Here is a 20,828-nt window from a genome sequence, read left to right as displayed (position 1 = left end):
TTTTATGCCTTGCGCCAGTTCAGAATCAGCAGCGTCAACACCCCCGCCACAATCCCCCAGAACGCCGAGCCGATGGAAAACAACGTCAAGCCTGACGCGGTGACCATGAAGGTGATCAGCGCCGCTTCCCGTTCCTTCGGCTCATTCATGGCGATACTCAAGCCATTGATGATCGAGCCAAACAAGGCCAAGGCCGCAATCGACAGCACCAGTTCCTTGGGCAAGGCTGCGAACAGTGCCGCCAGTGTTGCGCCGAACACCCCGGCTATCCCGTAGAACACCCCGCACCATACGGCGGCGGTGTAGCGTTTATTACGGTCTTCATGGGCATGGGGGCCGGTGCAGATCGCTGCGCTGATCGCCGCCAGGTTGATGCCGTGGGAGCCAAAGGGCGCCAGCACCAGCGAGGCCAGGCCGGTGGCGGTGATCAGCGGCGAGGCCGGCACGTTATAGCCATCGGCCCGCAGTACGGCGACGCCGGGCATGTTCTGCGAGGTCATCGCCACCACGAACAACGGAATCCCGATGCTGATGGTTGCCGCCAGCGAGAAGTGCGGTGTCGTCCACACCGGCGTCGCCACTTCCAGGTGGAAACCGCTGAAGTCCAGCAAGCCCATCAGCCCCGACAGCAGGGTACCGATCACCAATGCGGCCAGCACCGCATAGCGTGGCGACAGGCGCTTGATGATCAGGTAGGTGAAAAACATCCCCAGTACCAGGCCGGTGCGATGCTGCGCAGCGACGAAAATCTCGCTGCCGATCTTGAACAGGATCCCCGCCAGCAAGGCGGCCGCCAACGACGCCGGGATACGCTTGACCAGTTTTTCAAAGCTACCGGTGAGCCCGCAGAGCGCCACCAGCACCGCGCAGGTGATGTAGGCACCGATGGCCTCGCCGTAACTCACACCGCCCAGGCTGGTGATCAGCAGCGCCGCGCCGGGGGTAGACCAGGCAATGGTGATCGGCGTGCGGTAGCGCAGGGACAGGCCGATGCTGCAGACCGCCATGCCGATGGAAATCGCCCAGATCCACGAAGAAATCTGCGCCGTGGTCAAGCCGGCCGCCTGGCCGGCCTGGAACATCAGCACCAGGGAGCTGGTATAGCCGGTCATCATGGCGATAAAGCCGGCGACAACGGCGGAGGCAGAAGTGTCGGCCAGCGGGCGCAAGGGCGCTTGGGTGGCGTCGGTCATGGAGAGGTGTTCCTTTTACCTGGGTGTTTGCCGGTGACGGCGCAGATTCAAGCCTAAACTCAAACGTAACGACTCATTGCAATACAGACGGCACCGCAAACAGCCGTACAGTGTGTTGGCGCAGTGGGTTGTGTACAATGTGCGCTGTTTTTAGGTGATACTTGCCAGCGACCCCGTGTTGCCGTATTACCTTAAAGTTGCCGTATTACCGTTAATTCGCCGCCGTTCTCCCTACCCGAGTGCCCATGAACGAACAGTTGCAACCTCTCAAGAAACAACCGCGAGCCGGCAAGGCCGGTCGCAGCGGAACCCAGGACGATATCGTCTACGCGCATATCTTCGAGGCGATCCTCGAGCAGCGCCTGGCACCCGGTACCAAATTGAGCGAAGAGGCACTGGGCGAAATCTTCGGCGTCAGCCGCACCATTATTCGCCGCGCGCTGTCGCGCCTGGCCCATGAAGGCGTGGTGCTGCTGCGGCCCAATCGTGGCGCGGTGGTGGCGAGCCCAAGCGTGGAAGAAGCACGCCAGGTGTTCCTGGCCCGGCGCCTGGTAGAGCGGGCGATCACCGAACTGGCAGTGCAGCACGCCACCGCCGAGCAACTGGCCGAACTGCGCCAGATGGTCAACGACGAGCGCGACAGCTTCTCCCGCGGCGATCGCGGAGCGGGCATCCGCCTCTCCGGCGAGTTCCACCTCAAGCTGGCCGAAGCCGCGAAAAACGCGCCGCTGATCAGCTTCCAGCGCAGCCTGGTGTCCCAGACCTCGTTGATCATCGCTCAGTACGAAAGCGGCAACCGCTCGCACTGTTCCTACGATGAGCACACCCAACTGATCGATGCGATCGAAGCACGGGACGCAGCGCTGGCGGTGAACTTGATGATGCATCACATGGATCACATCGACAGCAAGCTCAACCTCGACGAGGAAAGTGCGTCGGATGATTTGCATGCGGTGTTCTCGCATCTGTTGCAGACCAAGAAGCCGGGGCGTTCTTCAGTCAAGCTGTAAACCCGATTAAAAAATGTGGGAGGGGGCTTGCTCCCGATGGCAGAGTGTCAGTCACTGAATTAAGTGCCTGATCCACCGCTATCGGGAGCAAGCCCCCTCCCACATTTGTTTTGTGTCGTGGCGCAGATCAGCGTTGGTGCACGAGTTGGCCGGCAGCGTAGGTCTGCAACACCGTCCGATCATCCCCCAGGGTCATCAACACGAACAACGTCTCGGCAATGTTATTGGCCTGCTTCAAGCGATAGCTCAGCAGCGGCGTGGCGTTGTAGTCCAGCACCAGGAAGTCTGCATCGGTGCCCGGCTGCAACGTGCCGATCTTGTCTTCCAGGCGCAGCGCCCGCGCACCGCCGAGGGTGGCCAGGTATAGCGACTTGAACGGGCTCAACCGCGCGCCCTGCAGTTGCATGACCTTGTAGGCTTCGTTGAGGGTTTGCAGCAGTGAGAAGCTGGTGCCGCCGCCCACATCGGTGCCCAGGCCGACATTCAGCTTGTGTTTCTCGGCCATCGGCAAGTTGAACAGGCCGCTGCCGAGGAAGAGGTTCGAGGTCGGACAGAACGCCACCGCCGACCCCGTCTCCGCCAACCGTGCGCATTCGTCATCACACAGGTGCACGCCGTGGGCAAACACCGAGCGCTCGCCCAGCAGCTGGTAGTGATCGTACACATCCAGATAGCCGTTGCGCTCCGGAAACAGCGCCTTCACCCACTCGACTTCCTGCTTGTTCTCACTGATGTGCGTCTGCATGTACAGGTCCGGGTATTCGCCCAACAGTTGTCCGGCGAGCGCCAATTGTTCCGGCGTGCTGGTCGGCGCAAAACGCGGGGTGACCGCATAGTGCAGGCGGCCCTTGCCGTGCCAGCGTTCGATCAGTGCCTTGCTTTGCTGGTAGCCGGATTCGGCGGTGTCGGTGAGGTAGTCCGGAGCGTTGCGGTCCATCATCACCTTGCCGGCGATCATGCGCAGGTCGAGTTTTTCCGCCGCCTCAAAGAATGCGTTCACCGATTGCGGATGCACGCTGCCGAACACCAGCGCGGTGGTGGTGCCGTTGCGCAGCAGTTCCTTGATGAAAATATCTGCGACTTCCTCGGCGTGGGCCTTGTCGGCGAACTGGCTTTCGCACGGGAAGGTGTAGGTGTTGAGCCAGTCCAGCAACTGCTCGCCATACGCGCCGACCATGCCGGTCTGCGGCAGGTGGATATGGGTGTCGATCAGGCCGGGGATGATCAGCGCATCCTGGTAATGGGTGATGTCGATGTCGGCAGGCAAGCTCGGCAGCAGGTCGCCGGCATGGCCAACGGCACTGATCCGGCCGTTTTCGATCACCAGCAGGCCGTCTTCGAAATACTCGTAGGAGGCTTCGATCCCAACTTCAGCGGGGTCGGCGATGCTGTGCAGGAGGGCGGCACGGTAGGCTTTGCGAGTCAAAGGCATGGTCGTCTCAATTCTTGGCAAAAGAAGTCAAAGCTTGGCTGCGGCGCGAAGCCACAAGCAGTTTGGCAATGGGTTCGGCGCTCGCGGTGTGCTGGCCGAAACTGGCGTTATAGGTGGCGATGATTTCGCCGGCGATGGAGATGGCGATCTCCACCGGCAACTTGCCCTTCACCTCGCTGAGGCCCATGGGGCAACGCATGCGTTGCAACTGTGCGGCGTCGAAGCCGCGATCGCGCAGGCGGTGTTCGAACTTGACGCGTTTGGTCTTCGAGCCGATCAGGCCGAAGTAGGCAAAGTCATTGCGCTTGAGCAGGGCGGCGGTGAGTTCCAGGTCCAGCGCGTGATTGTGGGTCATGACGATGCAGTAACTGCCCACCGGCAGGTCGGCAATTTCATCGACCGGCTCTTCGCTGACGATTTTACGCACGCCCTGGGGGATATGTTCCGGAAACTCCTGTTCGCGGGAATCGATCCAGCGCACCCGGCACGGCAGGCTCGCCAGCAACGGCACCAGCGCACGGCCGACATGGCCGGCACCGAACACCGCGATCTGCGCCTGCACCTGGCCCATGGGTTCGAACAGCAGCACGGTGACGCCCCCGCAGCACTGGCCCAGGCTGGCGCCGAGGCTGAAGCGCTCCAGATGGGTGTTCTGCTGGCCACGCACGAGCATGTCGCGGGCGATCTGCATGGCCTTGTATTCCAGGTGCCCGCCGCCGATGGTGTCGAAGGTCTGCGCGGCACTGATCACCATCTTCGAACCGGCATTGCGCGGCGTGGAGCCGAGCTCTTCGATGATGGTCACCAGTACGCAGGGTTCGCCCCGGTTCTGCAGGTCGGCGAGGGCGCTGATCCAGTTGTTCATAGTCACCTCTTGTGGTGTCTGTCAGGCCGTCATCGGGAGCAAGTCGAATCGTCGCACCGCCCCTCCCACATGGGAATGCATTCCAAATGTGGGAGGGGCTTGCTCCCGATGGCAGCGCCTCGGTCTAGAGCGAAGCCATTTCAGCTTCAGGTTCGACAGCTGTCGCCGTCTGCAACTTGCGCATCTGCTCACACCCCCACAACACCCGCTCCGGTGTCGCCGGCGCATCGATCTTCGGCTGATGGCGATAATCAGCCAGGCTCGCCACCGCATCCTTGATCGCGCACCACGAGGCAATCCCGAGCATGAACGGTGGCTCACCCACGGCCTTGGAGTGGAACACCGTGTCTTCCGGGTTCTTGCGGTTTTCCACCAGCTTCACACGCAAATCCAAAGGCATGTCGGCCACCGCCGGGATCTTGTAGCTGGCCGGGCCGCAGGTCTCTAGCTTGCCCTTGGTGTTCCACACCAGCTCTTCCATGGTCAGCCAGCCCATGCCCTGGATAAAACCGCCTTCCACCTGGCCGATATCGATGGCCGGGTTCAGTGAGGCGCCCACATCGTGGAGGATGTCGGTGCGCAGCATCTTGTATTCGCCGGTCAGGGTGTCCACGATCACTTCGCAGCACGCCGCGCCGAAGGCGAAGTAGTAGAACGGCCGACCGCGGGCCTGGCTGCGGTCGTAGAAGATTTTCGGGGTCTTGTAGAAGCCGGTGCTCGACAGCGAGACCTGGGCGAAATACGCCTGTTGGATCAACGCCTCGAAGGTCAGGATCTGCTCGCGCACGCGCACATGACCGTTGTGGAATTCCACATCCGCTTCGCTCACGTCGTACTTGCGTGCGGCGAATTCCACCAGGCGTTGCTTGATGGTTTCGGCGGCGTTCTGGGCGGCCTTGCCGTTCAGGTCCGCACCGCTGGAGGCAGCGGTCGGCGAGGTGTTGGGCACTTTGTCGGTGTTGGTGGCGGTGATCTGCACGCGGTCGATGTCCACCTGGAACACTTCGGCCACCACTTGTGCGACCTTGGTGTTCAAGCCCTGGCCCATTTCGGTGCCGCCGTGGTTCAGGTGGATGCTGCCGTCGGTGTAGATATGGATCAGCGCACCGGCCTGGTTCAGGAAGCTCGCCGTGAATGAGATCCCGAATTTCACCGGGGTCAGCGCCAGGCCTTTTTTCAGGATCGGGCTGTGGGCGTTGTACAGGCGGATCGCTTCGCGGCGCTCGGCGTATTGGCTGCTGGCTTCAAGTTCGGCGGTCATTTCCTCGAGCATGTTGTGCTCGACGGTCTGGTAGTAGTGGGTGACGTTGCGCTCGGTCTTGCCGTAGTAATTGGCCTTGCGCACCGCCAACGGATCCAGCGCCAGATGGCGGGCGATGGCGTCCATCACTTCCTCGATGGCGACCATGCCTTGCGGGCCGCCGAAGCCGCGATAGGCGGTATTGGACGCGGTGTTGGTCTTGCAGCGATGGCCGTTCACCGTGGCATCGCCCAGGTAATACGCGTTGTCGGCGTGGAACATGGCGCGGTCGACGATCGAGTTGGACAGGTCCGGCGAGCAGCCGCAGTTACCGGCCAGCTCCAGGTTGATCCCGTGCAGGCGACCGCTGTCGTCGAAGCCCACGTCGTATTCGATGTAGAAGGGGTGGCGCTTGCCGGTCATCAGCATGTCTTCGACGCGCGGCAGGCGCATCTTGGTCGGCTGGCCGGTGAGGCGCGCCACCACCGCACACAGGCACGCCGGGCTCGCCGCCTGGGTTTCCTTGCCGCCAAAACCGCCGCCCATGCGGCGCATATCGACGACGATCTTATTCATCGACACATCCAGCACTTCGGCCACCAGCTTTTGCACTTCGGTGGGGTTCTGCGTGGAGCAATAGACGATCATGCCGCCGTCTTCGGTGGGCATTACCGAGGAAATCTGGGTTTCCAGGTAGAAGTGTTCCTGGCCGCCGATATGCAGGGTGCCCTGGAGGCGGTGCTTGGCGGTCGCAAGCGCGCCGGCCGAATCACCCCGTTGGTGGGTGTGGCTGTCGAGCACGAAATGCTTGTTGCGAAAGGCCTCGACCACATCCAGCACGGGCTCCAGGTCTTCATATTCGATCACGGCGGCCATCGCGGCCTTGCGTGCGGTGTCGAGGTCGCGGGCGGCCACGGCCAAAACCACCTGGCCGACGAACTGCACCGTGTCGATGGCCAGCAATGGGTCGCCGGGCAGCAGCGGGCCGATGTCTTTCAGGCCCGGCACGTCTTCGTGGGTGATGACGATACGCACACCGTCGAAGGCGTAGCAGGGCGCGGTGTCGATGCGGATGATCCGGGCGTGGGCGCGGTCGGACATGCGCGCATACAGGTGCAACTGGTTGGGGAATTCCAGGCGGTCATCGATGTACTGCGCTTCACCGGATACGTGCTTGGCGGCGCTGTCATGCTTGACGCTGCGGCCGACCCCGGAGGTCAGGTCCTGGGCAAACAGCGCGGCCAGTTCGGCCTGGGTTTTTTCCACGGCGTGATGGTTAGACATAAGCGGTCACCCGAGTCTCGATGTGCGGCGTTTGCAGTTCGATGAAGTATTTGCGCAGCAGGTTTTGCGCGCTGAGCAGGCGGTATTCCTTGCTGGCGCGGAAGTCCGACAGCGGGGTGAAATCCTCGGCCAGGGCGGCGCAGGCTTTTTCCACGGTGGCAGCGTTCCAAGTGGCGCCGATCAATACCGCCTCGCAGTGTTTTGCGCGTTTGGGCGTGGCGGCCATGCCGCCGAACGCGACGCGGGCATCACTGATCACACCGTTGTCGATCTTCAGGTTGAAGGCCGCGCACACGGCGGAAATATCGTCGTCCAGGCGCTTGGAAACCTTGTAGGCACGGAACAGCGCGTGGCCCTTGGGGACGATGATTTTCTCGATGAACTCGCTGTCCTGGCGCGCCGTCACGCGGTAGTCGATGAAGTAGTCTTCCAGCGCCAGGGTGCGGCGCACTTCGCCTTTGCACAGCACGATCTGCGCCCCCAGGGCGATCAACAGCGGCGGCGAATCGCCAATCGGCGAGGCGTTGCCGATATTGCCGCCGAGGGTGCCCTGGTTACGGATTTGCAGGGAAGCGAAGCGGTGCAGCAGGTCGCCGAAATCCGGGTATTCGTGGTGCAGCGCGGTGTAGCAATCGGAGAGGGCAGTGGCGGCGCCGATTTCCAGGCGGTCGTCGAAGTCCTCGATGCGTTTCATCTCTTCAATATTGCCGACATAGATCATCACCGGCAGGGTGCGGTGAAACTGGGTGACTTCCAGCGCCAGGTCGGTGCCGCCGGCCAGCAGGCGGGCTTGCGGGTAGGCGTCGTAGAGGTCGGCCAGGTCGGCAACGGTGAGGGGCACCAGGCAGCGTTTGTCGCCGCTGTTGAGTTCACCGGTTTGGGTCGGCGCGATGGCTTTGAGGCGGGCGATGGTTTCGGCCTGGCGGTTGTCGAACTGGTCTACCGGTTTGTTGCAGCAGGCCTGTTCGGCGGCGGCCAGGATCGGCCGATAGCCGGTGCAGCGGCACAGGTTGCCGGCCAGGGCTTCGTGGGCCTTCTGGCTGTCGGGGGCGTCGCTGTTCTTTTGCAGGGCGAACAACGACATCACAAACCCGGGGGTGCAAAAGCCGCATTGCGAACCGTGGCACTCCACCATCGCCTGTTGCACGCTGTGCAGTTGGCCCTGGTGCTTGAGGTCTTCGACGCTGATCAGTTGCTTGCCGTGCAGCGACGATACAAATGTCAGGCAGGAATTGAGGCTGCGATAACGGATGTGCTCCACGCCCTGAGGGTCGGTGTGCAACTCGCCGACCACCACGGTGCACGCACCGCAGTCGCCGCTGGCGCAGCCTTCCTTGGTACCGGGTTTGCCCACATGCTCGCGCAGATAGTTGAGCACGGTCAGGTTGGGGTCCAGGGCGTGCTCGCTACGGAGTTCCTGGTTAAGTAAAAACTGGATCACGGAAGGCCTCGCAGACTCATTATTGTTGTTAACCGCTTTGCGCCGAATCTAGTCATGTCTGACTTTTCGGTCAATGATTTTCTGACCAGAAGGTCAGGAAAATGCGATCACAACACTTTCAATTATGGTTCAGTCTTCTGAAACCGGCGTTTTTGGGGGCGTGTGGGTGTTCAGCGTTGCTTATTTCATGCCAAATTCGCCACGGTGGGCGTAGCGCCATCAGCGGGCCAATGCGCTACACTGCCGCGCTTGTACCGATAGACGATTTTGAAGGGAAAACATGACGTTCAAGGCGCCGGACAGTCTCGCCGAGCAAATCGCTCACCACCTCGCCGAACGTATCATTCGCGGCGATCTCAAGCCTGGAGAGCGGATCCAGGAACAGAAAGTCACGCTGGCGCTCAATGTCAGCCGTGGCTCCGTGCGTGAAGCTTTACTGATCCTCGAACGCCGCCACCTGATCGCGATCCTGCCGCGCCGTGGCGCCCATGTGACCGAGCTCACGGCGCACAAGGTGCAGAGCCTGTGCACGCTGATGAGTGAGCTGTATATCCTGCTTGGCAATGCGGTCGCCCAGGGCTGGCAGACCCAGGCCGACATGGCGCCGTTCGTCCAGATCCAGCAGCGCCTGGTGAGCAATTTCGAGCGCCAGGACATCCGCGCCTTTGTCGAAGAATGCTTCAATGTGATGCGCGCCGCGTACCCCTTTGCCAACAACCCGTATTTGCAGGAAACCGTCGAGAACCTGCAGCCGGCGATGAACCGTGCCTATTACCTGGCCCTGGATCAGCGCAAGGCGTCCATGAGCGAGTACCTGGCGCTGTTCGAGCAACTGCTCGCCGCCGTACTCGCCCGTGACCTGGAGCAGATCCGCCAGGTGCTGTCGGCCTACTGCCAGCGCAGCAGCTCGCTGGTCATCGCTGCGTTGGCGGACGCCTAAACGTGCGGCTCAAGTGCATCAAACTGGCGGGGTTCAAATCCTTCGTCGACCCGACCACGGTGAACTTCCCCAGTAACATGGCGGCAGTGGTCGGGCCCAATGGCTGCGGCAAGTCGAACATCATCGACGCCGTACGCTGGGTGATGGGCGAGAGCTCGGCAAAAAACCTGCGTGGCGAGTCGATGACCGACGTCATCTTCAACGGCTCCACCAGCCGCAAGCCGGTGAGCCAGGCCAGCATCGAACTGGTGTTCGACAACTCCGACGGCACCCTGATCGGCGAGTACGCGGCCTACGCGGAAATCTCGATCCGCCGCAAAGTGACGCGCGACAGCCAGAACAGTTACTTCCTCAACGGCACCAAGTGCCGGCGCCGCGACATTACCGACATTTTCCTCGGTACCGGCCTGGGCCCGCGCAGCTATTCGATCATCGAACAGGGCATGATCTCCAAGCTGATCGAAGCCAAGCCCGAAGACCTGCGCAACTTTATCGAAGAAGCGGCCGGCATCTCCAAGTACAAGGAGCGCCGCCGCGAGACCGAAAACCGTATCCGCCGCACCCATGAAAACCTCGCCCGCCTCACCGACCTGCGCGAAGAGCTGGAGCGCCAGTTGGAGCGCCTGCACCGCCAGGCCCAGGCGGCCGAGAAGTACCAGGAATACAAGGGCGAAGAGCGCCAGCTCAAGGCGCAACTGTCGGCCCTGCGCTGGCAGGCGTTGAACGATCAGGTGGGCCAGCGCGAAGCGATCATCGGCACCCAGGAAATCAGCTTTGAAGCGCTGGTGGCCGAGCAGCGCAATGCCGACGCCGCCATCGAGCGCCTGCGCGACGGGCACCATGACCTGTCCGAACGCTTCAATCTGGTGCAGGGCCGCTTCTATTCGGTGGGCGGTGATATTGCCCGCGTCGAGCAAAGCATCCAGCACGGCCAGCAGCGCCTGCGTCAGTTGCAGGATGACTTGAAGGAAGCGGAACGCGCGCGCCTGGAAACCGAATCGCACCTGGGCCACGACCGCACCTTGCTGCTGACGTTGGGCGAAGAGCTGGACATGCTCACCCCCGAGCAGGACATCACCAACGCCGCCGCCGAAGAGGCCGCCGCTGCGCTGGAAGAATCCGAAACCACCATGCACGGCTGGCAGGAGCAGTGGGACGCCTTCAACCTGCAATCCGCCGAACCGCGGCGCCAGGCCGAGGTGCAGCAGTCGCGCATCCAGCAACTGGAAACCAGCATGGAACGCCTGGCCGAGCGCCAGCGTCGCCTGCAGGAAGAGCGCGTGCTGCTTGCCGCCGACCCGGAAGACGCGGCGATCATGGAACTCAGCGAGCAACTGGCCGAAAGCGAAATGACGCTGGAAGAGCTGGAAGCCAGCGAAGAACAACAAGTGGAGCGCCTGGAGCAATTGCGTCAGCAACTGCAACAGGCGACCCAGGCCCAGCAGCAGGCCCAGGGCGATTTGCAGCGGCTTAACGGCCGCCTGGCTTCCCTTGAAGCCTTGCAGCAAGCGGCATTGGACCCAGGCACCGGCACCGCCGAATGGCTGCGTGACCAGCACCTGGCCGAGCGTCCGCGCTTGGCCGAAGGCTTGAAAGTTGAAGCCGGTTGGGAACTGGCGGTAGAGACCGTTCTAGGCGCCGACCTGCAAGCCGTACTGGTGGATGATTTTGGCGGCTTCGACCTGGCCGGTTTTGCCCAGGGCGATCTGCGTTTGCTCAGCCCCGCCGCTGATGGCACGCGAGTGCCGGGCAGCCTGCTGGACAAGGTCGAAGCGGCGATTGACCTGTCGCCGTGGCTGGGCCAGGTCAAGCCGGTGGAGTCCCTGGAACAGGCCTTGGCCCAGCGCGGTCAACTGGCGGGCGGCGAAAGCCTGATCAGCCGCGACGGATACTGGGTCGGCCGCCACTTCCTGCGGGTGCGCCGTGCCAGTGAAGCGGAAAGCGGTGTTCTGGCCCGAGGCCAGGAAATCGTCAACCTGATCGCCGAGCGCGAAGAGCGCGAAGCCACCCTGGAAAGCCTCGAAACCGAACTGCAAACCCTGCGCGCCACCCAGCGCCAGCAAGAGACCGGCCGCGAACACCTGCGCCGCCTGTTGCAGGACGAAGCGCGCCAGCAAGGCGAATTGAAAGCCCAGCTTTCCGCGAGCAAAGCCAAGGCCGAGCAACTGACCCTGCGCCGCACCCGCCTCGACGAAGAAGTGGCGGAGATGGGCGAACAGCGCGCCCTCGAACACGAACAGATTGGCGAAGCGCGCCTGCAGTTGCAGGAAGCCCTCGACAGCATGGCCCTGGACACCGAGCAGCGCGAACTGCTACTGGCCCAGCGTGACAGCCTGCGCGAACGCCTCGACCGCGTGCGCCAGGAAGCCCGCCAGCACAAGGACCACGCCCATCAGTTGGCCGTGCGCCTGGGTTCGCTCAAGGCCCAGCACGCGTCCACGGCCCAGGCCCTTGAGCGCCTGGAGATGCAGTCCGAACGCCTCACCGAAAAACGCGAGCAACTGAGCCTCAACCTGGAGGAGGGCGAAGCGCCGCTGGAAGAGCTGCGCCTCAAGCTTGAAGAGTTGCTCGACAAGCGCATGACCGTCGACGAAGAACTCAAGACCGCGCAGATCGCCCTGGAAGACGCCGACCGCGAACTGCGCGACGCAGAAAAACGTCGGACCCAGGCCGAGCAGCAATCCCAGCTGATTCGCGGCCAGCTCGAACAACAGCGCATGGAATGGCAAGCCCTGACCGTGCGCCGCAAGGCCCTGCAAGACCAATTGCTCGAAGACGGCTACGACTTGCATGGCGTGCTCAATACCTTGACCGCCCAGGCCAACGAGAAAGAAGCCGAGGAAGAACTTGAACGGATTGCCGCACGTATCCAGCGACTGGGCGCGATCAACCTCGCGGCCATCGATGAATACCAGCAGCAGTCCGAGCGCAAACGTTATCTGGATGCCCAGGACGCCGACCTGGTGGAAGCCCTGGACACCCTGGAAAACGTGATCCGCAAGATCGACAAGGAAACCCGCAACCGCTTCAAAGATACCTTTGATCAGATTAATGGCGGTTTACAGGCGTTATTCCCGAAAGTTTTCGGTGGTGGCAGCGCTTACTTGGAACTGACGGGCGAAGATCTACTCGATACAGGGGTAACGATCATGGCGCGGCCTCCGGGCAAGAAGAACAGCACCATCCATTTGTTGTCCGGCGGCGAAAAAGCCCTGACCGCGTTGGCCCTGGTGTTTGCCATCTTCAAGTTGAACCCGGCGCCGTTCTGCATGCTCGATGAAGTTGACGCCCCATTGGATGACGCTAACGTTGGACGCTATGCCCGACTGGTCAAGGAGATGTCCCAGACGGTGCAGTTCATCTATATCACCCACAACAAGATCGCCATGGAAATGGCTGATCAGTTGATGGGGGTGACAATGCACGAGCCAGGCTGCTCGCGGTTGGTCGCGGTGGATGTGGAAGAAGCGATGGCGATGGTGGAATCTTGAGTTGGGCCATGAGAGAAAGTTTTCAGCGCGATGTCAGGTGATTTACCGGCCTGGTGAAAGTGGCAAATGGACATATTTGTTCAAGGCATTTTGACAGACGGTGTAAAGTTATCTTTGGTCGTGCTAGTTTAATGTCAATTTTTCGTGTGCGTGGGCAAAACGTCAGTCAGAACATAGAGTTGGCGCCACGTTTTAAAGCGGTTTGCACGGTGCTAAACCCCTTATTTTTCAGCATTTTTTATTAGAGGCACGGGATTACATGGAAATCGGTCTGCGCGAGTGGCTGATCGTCATCGGCATTATTGTCATTGCCGGTATTCTTTTTGATGGCTGGCGCCGCATGCGCGGTGGCAAGGGCAAGCTCAAATTCCGTCTGGACCGCAACCTGTCCAACTTGCCCGACGACGACGGCAGCGCCGAGCTGCTGGGGCCGCCCCGTGTGCTGGATACCCATAAGGAACCGCAACTGGACGAGCATGACCTGCCGTCGATGAGTGCACCGGTGCGTGAAGCCCGCGAGCCCTCGTCCAAGCGTGGCAAGCGCGCCAGTGCAGCTGTTGCCGAACCCCATCAGGGTGACCTGAACCTCGATGTCGATGAAGGCCCGAGCTTCAGCAGCCGTGATGACGATTTCCCGGATGAAAACGCCGGCAAGAATGCGCCGCGTCAATCCGTCAACGATCAGCCTGCCGCCGAAGAAGTGCTGGTGATCAGCGTGATCTGCCGCGACGCCGCCGGCTTCAAGGGCCCGGCCCTGCTGCAGAACATCCTCGAAAGCGGCCTGCGCTTTGGCGAGATGGATATTTTCCACCGCCACGAAAGCATGGCCGGCAACGGCGAAGTGCTGTTCTCCATGGCCAACGCGGTCAAGCCAGGCACTTTCGACCTGGACGACATCGACCTGTTCAGCACCCCTGCGGTGAGCTTCTTCCTCGGCCTGCCGGGCCCGCGTCACCCGAAACAAGCCTTCGACGTGATGGTGGCCGCTGCCCGCAAGCTGTCCCAGGAACTCAACGGCGAGCTCAAGGATGACCAACGCAGCGTCCTGACCGCCCAGACCATCGAACACTACCGTCAGCGCATCGTCGAGTTCGAGCGTCGCGCCCTGACACAGAAACGCTGAGGATTGGTTTCCAGCGTTGTCATTAGAATAAGCGCACCAACATTTGAGCAGCTTCGGCTGCTCTTTTGCTTTATGAGAGAACACCCATGACCGCCGCCCATACCCGCATCCTCGAACTGCGCGCTGAACTGGATCAGCACAACTACCGTTACCACGTGCTCGATGAGCCGAGCATTCCGGACGCCGAGTACGACCGCTTGTTCCACGAGCTCAAGGCCCTGGAGGCCGAGCATCCGGAGCTGGTGACGCGTGATTCACCGACGCAGCGGGTCGGCAGTGCGGCATTGTCAGCCTTCACCCAGGTACGTCACGAGATCCCCATGCTCAGCCTGGGCAATGCGTTTGATGAAACCACCATGCTGGAATTTGATCGCCGGGTCACCGAGGGGCTCGACCTGCCCGTGGGCGATCTGTTCGGCGGTGGCGCGGCGGTGGAATACAGCTGTGAGCCGAAGCTGGATGGCCTGGCGGTCAGCCTGCTTTACCAGGATGGCGAATTGGTACGCGGCGCCACCCGCGGCGACGGCACCACGGGCGAAGACATCAGCGTCAACGTGCGCACCGTGCGCAATATCCCGTTGAAACTGCACGGCAGCGGCTGGCCGGCGACCCTGGAAGTGCGCGGCGAAGTGTTCATGTCCAAGGCCGGTTTCGAGCGGCTCAACGCCTCGCAACTGGAAGTCGGCGGCAAGACCTTCGCCAACCCGCGTAATGCGGCGGCGGGCAGCTTGCGTCAGCTGGATTCGAAGATCACCGCCAGCCGTCCGCTGGAGTTCTGCTGCTACGGCATCGGCCAGGTGACCGGGGATATCAGCGACACCCATATCGGTAACTTGAAGCAACTGCAGAAGTGGGGCATGCCTATCAGTCATGAGCTGAAACTGGCCAAGGGCATCCAGGAGTGCTTGGACTATTACCGCGATATCGGCGAGCGACGTAACAGCCTGCCCTATGAAATCGACGGTGTGGTGTTCAAGGTCAACAGCATCGCCTCCCAGCGTGAGCTGGGCTTTCGCGCCCGTGAGCCGCGCTGGGCCATCGCGCACAAGTTCCCGGCCATGGAAGAACTCACCGAGTTGCTCGACGTGGAGTTCCAGGTCGGCCGCACCGGCGCCGTAACCCCAGTGGCGCGCTTGAAACCGGTCAAGGTCGCGGGCGTCACCGTGTCCAACGCCACCCTGCACAACATGGATGAAGTCGCGCGCCTGGGCTTGATGATCGGCGATACCGTGATCATCCGCCGTGCCGGGGATGTGATCCCGCAGGTCGTCTCCGTGGTCACCGAGCGCCGCCCGGAACACGCCCGCGCGGTGCAGATCCCCGAAAGCTGCCCGGTGTGCGGCTCCCATGTGGAGCGCACCCAGCTGGTCAAGCGCAGCAAGGGCAAGGAAACCGTCAGCGAAGGCGCGGTGTACCGCTGCGTCGGGCGCCTGGCCTGTGGTGCGCAGCTCAAGCAGGCGATTATCCATTTCGTCTCGCGCCGGGCCATGGACATCGACGGGCTCGGTGACAAAACCATCGAGCAACTGGTGGATGAAAAACTCATCGGTTCGCCGGCCGACCTCTACAAACTCAAGTACGAGCAGATCATCGACCTGGAAGGCTTTGCCGATATTTCCAGCAAGAAGCTGATCACCGCCATCGAAAACAGCAAGACGCCGACCCTGGCGCGCTTTATCTATGCCCTGGGCATTCCCGATGTGGGCGAAGAGACGGCCAAGGTGCTGGCGCGCTCCCTGGCGTCCCTTGAGCGTGTGCAGAAGGCCTTGCCGGAAGTGTTGACGTACCTGCCGGATGTGGGCCTGGAAGTGGCCCATGAGATCCACAGCTTCTTCGAAGACAGCCACAACCAGGAAGTGATCGGCGCGTTGCTGTCGCCTGATGAATGCGGCCTGCAATTGCAGGATCAGGGCGAGCTGAGCGCCGAGTTCGCCGCCAGTACCACCTTGGGCGGTTTCCTCGACAAGCTGCACGTACCCTCCGTCGGCCCCGGCGCCGCGCAGAAACTTGCGGACAAGTTCGGCAGCCTGGAAGGCGTGATCAAGGCGGACTGGCTCGACATGCGCCAGGCGCTGCCGGAGAAGCAGGCCAAGGCTGTGCGCGACTTCTTTGATAACCCGGACAACGCCAGCCATGCCCTGGCCATCGAGCAGCAGCTCAAGGACTTCGGGATGCACTGGCAGAGCGAGAAGAAGGTGGTCGAAGGCCTGCCCGAGGCAGGGCATACCTGGGTGCTTACCGGCTCCCTGGAGCTGATGAGTCGCGACGTGGCCAAGGATAAGCTCGAAAGCCTCGGCGCCAAGGTGGCCGGTTCCGTGTCGGCCAAGACCCATTGCGTCGTGGCCGGGCCGGGTGCCGGCTCCAAGTTGGCCAAGGCCAGCGAACTGGGGTTGAAGGTGCTGGACGAAGAGGCCTTTGTCGCGTTCCTTGCCAAGCACAACATTTCGGTCTGACGCGGCGCCGGTGGTGAGCGGGCTTGTCGATTCGTCGCACCGCCCGCGCCGGGCTGCGAAGCCGCCCTTGAAGAAAGTGGAACGATCCTGAGTCCCAAATGATCTAGTCTCAGTCACCCAGGGAGAGATCGCCATGTTCCGCTACTTCGAGCAACTCAGTTCGCGCATCGCTGCACCGTTCATGGCCGAAACCTCGCGTAACAGCAAGGTGTGGCAGTGTCGGTGCGGGCAAGCGCTGTTCTTTCGCAACAGCCAATGCCTGGCCTGTCAGGCCCTGCTGGGTTATCAGCCGCAGCAAAGCCGCTTGTCCTCCTTGCAGCCTGGGCCCGTGGAAGGCACCTGGCTACAGGACGACAACCTCGACGCCGGCGCCTTCCGCCGCTGCGCCAACCTCGACACCGCGGCGGCCTGCAACTGGCTGATCCCCGCCCACAGCACCGCACCGCTGTGCGTGGCGTGCAGCCTCAACCGCACCATCCCCGACCTGTCGATCCCGGAGAACCCTGAGCGCTGGCGCAAGGTGGAGACCGCCAAGCGTCGGCTGGTGGCGCAGTTGATCAGCCTGGGCCTGCAAGTGGTGCCTAAGAGCGTCGACGAGGACGGCGGCCTGGCGTTCGACTTCGTCGGCATCGACCTGGAAGGCAACGCGCCCATGACCGGGCATGCCAACGGCCTGATCACCCTAGACATCAAGGAAGCCGACGACGCCCACCGCGAAAAAATCCGCGTGCAGATGCGCGAACCCTACCGCACCTTGCTGGGCCACTTTCGCCATGAGGTCGGTCACTATTACTGGGATCGCCTGATCGCCAACAGCCACTGGCTGGAGCCTTTTCGCAGCCTGTTCGGCGACGAACGCGCCAGTTACGCCGACGCGCTCGATCAGCACTACCAGAACGGCCCACGCCCCGACTGGCAGCAGACCTGCGTCAGTGCCTACGCCACCATGCACCCCTGGGAAGACTGGGCCGAAACCTGGGCCCACTACCTGCACATGATGGACGCCGTCGACACCGCCCTGGGCTTTGGCATGAGCGCCCGTGAGATGGACCTGGATTACCAGCCATTCCCCCTCACCACCCTCTACGACCCCGAACATCCGGGCGGCGTGGCGTTCCTGTCCTTCGTCAACGCCTGGATCGAACTGGCGGGCATGCTCAATGAACTGTCCCGCGCCATGGGCCAGCCGGACTTCTACCCATTCGTGCTGCCACCGGCGGTGATTGCCAAGCTGCACTTCATCCACCTGGTGATCCAGGAAGAGGGTGGCCGGGCGGACGAGGTGTTGCAGGCACAATGATGAACCCCTGTGGGAGGGGATGCTGACGGCCATGGCAAGTGCTTGAACCCCTTCATATTTTTAATCCGTCGCCAACGGTTGTAACTTCCGATGAGATCGGTACAATGGCCCCGCTTGCCGAGAGGCCAGCGTCGTTATGGTGACCCCATCGGTCCCCCCGCAACGATTACCCGTGAACCTGGTCAGAGCCGGAAGGCAGCAGCCACAGCGGGAACATTGTGTGCCGGGGTGTGGCTGGTGGGGTTGCCTCCATAACGCTCCTCCTTGCAGTCCCCCTTCGATTCAAATCCAAATCACCTGTTTTCAGTCAACTGCCGATGTTTTATTGCGCGGTCGATGATGGTTGTTTCACAACTTTCCAACACCCCTCTGGACAACCCCAAACCGCCTTGTTAGTTTCCGCCGGCCACTTGTTACAGAGTATGACGAGGGCGTCGAATTGATATTGAAGTGCCATCACTTCTTTAACTAACAAGGATGTCTGTGATGAAAAGCCTGCAAGGGTTACCCCGTCTTATCAGTGCCTCGGTAGGTGCGCCAGGTAAAGCCCGCAACTTGCCCGCCGATGTGCAGTGCATCCAGTATTTATTCAATCTGATCATTCCCAAGATGGGTTTTCCGCTGGCCGAAAACGGCAAGTGCGATGGCCAGTTGGTGCAGTGCATCAGCCAATACCAGTTTCGCCACCTCAAGTATGCCCATCCCGATGGCGTGGTCGATCCCACCGGTCGCACGTTCAACAGCCTGATCGAAGAAGCGGTGAAGGTGCCGGTGAAGGCCTTCCCGACGATGCGCATCCCGAGTTTTCTCAATGCATTCGGCAACAACCAGGGCGATGCCGTGCAGGCCACGGTCAATGTGTACCTGGACCGCATGCGCGCGATGATCGAGGCCGAGCGGCGTAACCGGCAATTGATGCTCCAGGCCACGTGCGACGGGGGCATGACCCTCAGCGAAACGGACTTCCAGAATGCTGCCACGCAATTGGGCAGCGGTATTTCGGTGAATATCATCAAGGCCTTCGCCACCGTGGAATCAGGTGGGCGTTCCGGGTTCGGGCCGGCCAAGTTGCCGGTGATCGCGTTTGAAGGGCACTTGTTTCGCAAGTACACCAAGCACATCTACGACCAGGCGCACCCGCTGCTGTCCTACCCCTACAAGAAAAAGGCCGGGCCGCAGTGGCAGGCCAATAACAAGGACCAGATCAAGGCTTGGGAAACCATGGCCACCGCGTTTGCCCTGGACCAGGAAGCGGCACTCATGTCGGCGTCGTGGGGCATGTTCCAGATCATGGGCTTCAACTACGCGTCGTGCGGTTACAAGACGGTGTTTGAGTTCGCCGCAGCATTAAAGGTAAATGCCGGCAACCAACTAAAAGCCTTCCTCGGTTTTTGCAGCAAGAGCCCGGCATTGATGAAGGCCATGAAAGCCAAGGATTTTACCGGCATGGCACGTAACTATAACGGCGAGGACTACGGCAACTACGACGTCCTTATGCAAAAAGCCTACGAAAAACTTGAAGGGAAAAAATAGGATGATCCGTTTTCTAGCGATAGGTGTGTTGTCGTTGTGCGCCGTGGGCCCTGCCTTGGCCGGTTCGGCCGCGTTGCATTCGGGCAAGTACGAAGGGCTGATGCTGGCGGTGACGCCGGAGCATCAGGTCGAAGGGTTCTATTCGGAAGCCATGGGCGAGGGCGTCACCCGCCGTTGCGCGTTTTACCTGCAAGGCAAGCCTGAGGCGCTCACCACGTGGCTTGACGAGGCTCATCCCGGCAGCCTGGCGCCTTCGTCCGATGGCGTGACCCTGACGGTGGAAGAGGGCCGCCAGCACCCCGGCTGCCTGAATGTGCTGATGCCGGAGATTGCCACCGGCCTGGACCTGACCCAGACCGCCAGCAAACAATGGATCGGCCTGGTGACGGTGTCTGCCGACAAGGCTTACCTGCTCAAGGCCCCAGGCGCCAAGGCCGCCAAGCGTCCGTATATCGTCAAACGCGATGTGGTCGGTGTGCTGGCCTTCAAGGACGGCTGGGCCCAGGTCGAGTTCATCAATGCCGACGACCGCTCGTTCAGTGGCTGGATCAGCCAGGATCAGTACACACGGTTGACCGCTCCGGAAAGCTGATTGCGCAGACGCTTGAAATCGAAAGGTGGGAGGGTGCAAGTCCGTTCCACCTTTTTGACTTGTGTCAGCCAAAAGTCTCCCGCAACAGCTCGGCAAATGCGTCCCTGGCCAGATGCCGCTGGGTGTCCTTGTGCCAGAACAGCAGGTTATCCACGGCCGCCAGCTCTTCAAATCGATAAGAGGCCAGCTGGTTGGCCTGCTCATAGCGGGCCAGGATCCCCTCCGGCGCCAACGCCACGCCAATCCCCGCGCTGACGCAGCCGATGATCGTGCCCCAACTGGCATAACTGGCGATGGCCGGCTTGAAGTCATGGGGCTTGACCCAGTTTTCCAGGGCTGCGCGATAGGGGCAACCGGGTGGCCATACCAGCAGGGTGCGGCCGGCGAGGTCCTCTGCGCCACTGATGGGGGCGCTGGACGCACTGGCGATCAGCACCAGGCGCTCGCTGTAGACCACGCTGTGTTCGAGCTTGGTGCGTTTGTTGCCGGCGGCCACCAGCGCCACATCCAGGCGGTGGTGTTGCAGGTCGTCGAGCAACGGGCCCCAGGCGCCGGTCACCAGTTCCAGGCTGACATCGGGGTAGCGCCGGTGATACTCCGCCAGCAGGGGCGGCAAACGCCCGCTGGCGCTGGACTCCACCGCGCCGATACGCAAGGTGCCACGGGGAATGGCATTGGCGTCCACGGCGCGTTTGGACTCATCCACCAGTGCCAGGATGCGCTCGCAGTAATCCAGGAAAATCTCACCGGCGGCACTGATGGCCAGTCCACGTCCGGCGCGGATGAATAGCGGTGTGCCCAGCTCGCCTTCCAGTTGCTTGATGCGCGTGGTGATGTTGGACGGTACGCAATGCAGCAGCACGGCCGCCTGGGCCACGCTGCCGGTTTGTGCCACGGCTCGCACCATTTTCAGTTGGGCCAGTTCCATTGC

Annotated in this window: 14 protein-coding genes and 1 other RNA gene; 9 read left to right on the top strand and 6 right to left on the bottom strand. The window is 61.7% G+C overall.

All coding sequences use genetic code 11. The features are described from left to right. Positions 1-2: 2 nt before the first annotated feature. Positions 3-1,193, bottom strand: coding sequence for a benzoate/H(+) symporter BenE family transporter (locus tag J3D60_RS13520; protein WP_253491723.1), 1,191 nt, complete (start codon positions 1,191-1,193; stop codon positions 3-5). A 245-nt stretch (positions 1,194-1,438) separates the two neighbouring features. On the opposite strand from J3D60_RS13520, the gene J3D60_RS13515 reads away from it, so the two are divergent. Continuing rightward, positions 1,439-2,203, top strand: a complete 765-nt coding sequence (locus J3D60_RS13515; protein ID WP_003175499.1) for a GntR family transcriptional regulator — start codon at positions 1,439-1,441, stop codon at positions 2,201-2,203. Between the two features lie 127 nt (positions 2,204-2,330). On the opposite strand, the gene guaD is transcribed toward J3D60_RS13515, so the two are convergent. From guaD to xdhA, 4 genes are all read right to left on the bottom strand, one after another. After that, entirely contained in the window at positions 2,331-3,635 is a 1,305-nt protein-coding gene (gene guaD, locus J3D60_RS13510) for a guanine deaminase (protein ID WP_253491722.1), read from the bottom strand. Between the two features lie 7 nt (positions 3,636-3,642). Next, positions 3,643-4,500 (bottom strand): xanthine dehydrogenase accessory protein XdhC, encoded by an 858-nt coding sequence (gene xdhC, locus J3D60_RS13505; RefSeq protein ID WP_253491721.1) that lies wholly within the window; start codon positions 4,498-4,500, stop codon positions 3,643-3,645. Positions 4,501-4,624: 124 nt separating this feature from the next. Continuing rightward, the gene (gene xdhB / locus J3D60_RS13500; RefSeq protein WP_253491719.1) at positions 4,625-7,024 is read right to left on the bottom strand and encodes a xanthine dehydrogenase molybdopterin binding subunit; all 2,400 of its coding nucleotides are present in this window, start codon (positions 7,022-7,024) and stop codon (positions 4,625-4,627) included. After that, positions 7,017-8,465, bottom strand: a complete 1,449-nt coding sequence (gene xdhA, locus J3D60_RS13495; protein WP_253491717.1) for a xanthine dehydrogenase small subunit — start codon at positions 8,463-8,465, stop codon at positions 7,017-7,019. The genes xdhB and xdhA overlap by 8 nt, the downstream gene beginning before the upstream one ends. A 280-nt stretch (positions 8,466-8,745) precedes the next feature. On the opposite strand from xdhA, the gene J3D60_RS13490 reads away from it, so the two are divergent. The 8 genes from J3D60_RS13490 to J3D60_RS13455 all read left to right on the top strand — a co-directional run bounded on the left by J3D60_RS13490 (position 8,746) and on the right by J3D60_RS13455 (position 19,897). After that, positions 8,746-9,405, top strand: a complete 660-nt coding sequence (locus J3D60_RS13490) for a GntR family transcriptional regulator (RefSeq protein WP_027603706.1) — start codon at positions 8,746-8,748, stop codon at positions 9,403-9,405. A 2-nt stretch (positions 9,406-9,407) separates the two neighbouring features. Then, positions 9,408-12,896 carry a chromosome segregation protein SMC gene (smc, locus tag J3D60_RS13485; RefSeq protein ID WP_108573733.1) on the top strand — a complete coding sequence of 1,163 codons (3,489 nt, stop codon included), beginning with the start codon at positions 9,408-9,410 and terminating at the stop codon, positions 12,894-12,896. Positions 12,897-13,155: 259 nt separating this feature from the next. Beyond that, positions 13,156-14,019, top strand: coding sequence for a cell division protein ZipA (zipA, locus tag J3D60_RS13480; protein WP_027603708.1), 864 nt, complete (start codon positions 13,156-13,158; stop codon positions 14,017-14,019). Between the two features lie 86 nt (positions 14,020-14,105). Then, positions 14,106-16,472, top strand: a complete 2,367-nt coding sequence (gene ligA / locus J3D60_RS13475) for an NAD-dependent DNA ligase LigA (RefSeq protein ID WP_065940661.1) — start codon at positions 14,106-14,108, stop codon at positions 16,470-16,472. Positions 16,473-16,605: 133 nt separating this feature from the next. Continuing rightward, positions 16,606-17,772: a putative zinc-binding metallopeptidase gene (locus tag J3D60_RS13470; protein ID WP_253491715.1), complete on the top strand. Its 1,167-nt coding sequence runs from the start codon at positions 16,606-16,608 to the stop codon at positions 17,770-17,772. Between the two features lie 146 nt (positions 17,773-17,918). Continuing rightward, an RNA gene (ffs, locus tag J3D60_RS13465) (signal recognition particle sRNA small type) lies at positions 17,919-18,015 on the top strand. 243 nt (positions 18,016-18,258) lie between these two features. Then, entirely contained in the window at positions 18,259-19,305 is a 1,047-nt protein-coding gene (locus tag J3D60_RS13460) for an N-acetylmuramidase family protein (protein ID WP_065940659.1), read from the top strand. A 1-nt stretch (position 19,306) separates the two neighbouring features. Further along, positions 19,307-19,897, top strand: a complete 591-nt coding sequence (locus tag J3D60_RS13455; RefSeq protein ID WP_253491713.1) for a hypothetical protein — start codon at positions 19,307-19,309, stop codon at positions 19,895-19,897. 64 nt (positions 19,898-19,961) lie between these two features. On the opposite strand, the gene J3D60_RS13450 is transcribed toward J3D60_RS13455, so the two are convergent. Continuing rightward, positions 19,962-20,825 carry a LysR family transcriptional regulator gene (locus J3D60_RS13450; protein ID WP_065940657.1) on the bottom strand — a complete coding sequence of 288 codons (864 nt, stop codon included), beginning with the start codon at positions 20,823-20,825 and terminating at the stop codon, positions 19,962-19,964. Between the last annotated feature and the right edge of the window lie 3 nt (positions 20,826-20,828).

Source organism: Pseudomonas sp. S3E17 (assembly GCF_024168685.1).
Lineage (GTDB): Bacteria > Pseudomonadota > Gammaproteobacteria > Pseudomonadales > Pseudomonadaceae > Aquipseudomonas > Aquipseudomonas marginalis.
This window is presented reverse-complemented; position numbering and strand designations above follow the sequence as displayed.